1 protein-coding gene is annotated in these 2,062 nt (G+C 51.2%); it reads left to right on the forward strand.

Going from position 1 to position 2,062, the window contains the following annotated elements; genetic code table 11:
• Positions 1–2,062, forward strand: a 2,062-nt coding sequence (locus I6E69_RS20405; protein ID WP_197122211.1) for an Ig-like domain-containing protein, incomplete at both ends; no start/stop codon positions are given.

The following is a 2,062-nucleotide window of genomic DNA, read 5'->3' on the forward strand; positions in this document are numbered from 1 at the left end:
ACACCATTAGCGCGAGTGTTGAAGATGTGGCAGGCAACGACACCATCGCCACAGGCGCAGGTGAAATAGATACCACTACACCAACACTTGTACTTACCAGCCCAGGCTCAAGCAACGATATTACTCCGACACTCAGTGGCACAAGTGATGCCGTTGAAGGCACGGTTATTAACTTCACCGTGGTGGACGATCAAGGCAATACACAAACGTTCACCACCACGGTGGATGCCGATGGCAACTTCTCTATAGAAGTACCGACTGCCTTGGCAGAAGGACCATATAGCATCGAAGCAAGTATTAGCGATGTGGCAGGTAACAGCACCGATATTACCGGCAACGGCACCATTGATACCACAGCACCAAGTGTGAGTGTAGATGCGCCAGTATTAACAAACGACAGCACGCCCACAATGACAGGCATCAGTGATGCACCTAACAGCACCATCACGGTGACGTTTACAGATGCAGCAAATGCGACTCAAAGCATTGATGTACAAACCGATGCCAATGGTAACTGGAGTGCGGCACCAACAGGCACATTAGCCGAAGGGAATTATAGCGTCAGCGCCAGCATCACCGATGCCGCAGGCAACACAGGAACCGGCACTGACAGTGGCGAAGTAGACGTAACTCCACCGGCACTTGCCTTTACGCCAACGTTTGAGCTTGGTTTATTGGTTACCTTAAGTGGTACGTCTGATTTGCCAGCAGGCAGTGAAATTACTATTACCGAGCAACTGGTAGGCGGTGGTATTGGTGCAACATATACCACTACAACAGATGCGGATGGCAACTGGTCATTAGTCGGATTAGATGTATCGTTACTTGATGTTGGCTCAGTGATCGCCACAGCGACCGATGCCGCAGGTAATACCCGTACAATTAGCTCAGATGACTTTGATAATACACCGCCTACGCTGACGGTTGACGTGGATGCACAAAGTAATAGCAACACGCCAATCATAAGCGGCACAAGTGATGCAGGTGAGGGGGCACAAGTGACGATAGTCGTTACCGACAGCAACGGCAACCCACAAACCATCACCGCCCTTGTTGATGCGGATAGTAATTGGAGTGCCACTCCAACCACACCATTAAGTGAAGGTCAAAGCACCATTGAAGTGAGTGTACGCGACAGTGTCGGCAATGAAACTACAGTGAGTGATACCAGTACCATCGACACGCAAGCGCCCACTTTAACCATCCAAAACGTAGGCGATGTTAGCGACTTAACACCAGAGCTGCAGGGCACCAGTAATGAAATTGGTGGCACTGTTACACTCACCATCACCGACAGCGCAGGCGCTGTGCAAACCATTGAGACCCTAGTTGGCAGCGATGGCCACTGGAACATTGAGATTCCAGGTGCCCTTGCACAAGGTGACTTTACTGTAAGCGCGAGTATTACTGATGCGGCAGGCAACGAGAGCACAGCAAACAGCAGTGGTAATGTAGATACTATTACGCCAGTTGTCACCGTTGATGCACTGGGCTTGGGTAACGACAGCACCCCAGTGATTAGTGGTACCTCAACAGAGCCTGAAGGCACGGTTGTAAACATTGTTATTACTGACAGCAACGGTGATGAACACCCCATCACCGCCACCGTGGATGCAAACGGTGATTGGCAAGCAACCAGCCCTGAATTACCAGATGGAAGCTACACCGTGCAAGCCAGTATCACCGATGCGGCAGGAAACACCGGCGGCGCCGTTCAATCAGGCACTCTTGATACCTTAGCACCGACATTGACACTGGATACCGTGGGCGCGACCAACGACAGCACGCCAACAATTAGCGGAAGCAGCAATGCGCCAGCGGGCACAGTGATAAACATCAGTGTAAGCGACGGCACCACAACAGAAACGTTTACCGCAACAGTACAAGCCGATGGCAGTTGGTCAGCAGATGTACCAAACGCGTTAACTGATGGTCCACTCACTATCGAAGCAAGCGTCAGTGACAGTGCAGGCAACACCACCACGTTAAGTGAAACCGCAACACTCAACACCACGGCCCCAAGTATCAGTATTAATGCATTGGTTGACACGAACGACACCAC

It is taken from the genome of Pseudoalteromonas sp. NZS100 (assembly GCF_015864815.1).
GTDB lineage: Bacteria > Pseudomonadota > Gammaproteobacteria > Enterobacterales > Alteromonadaceae > Pseudoalteromonas > Pseudoalteromonas distincta.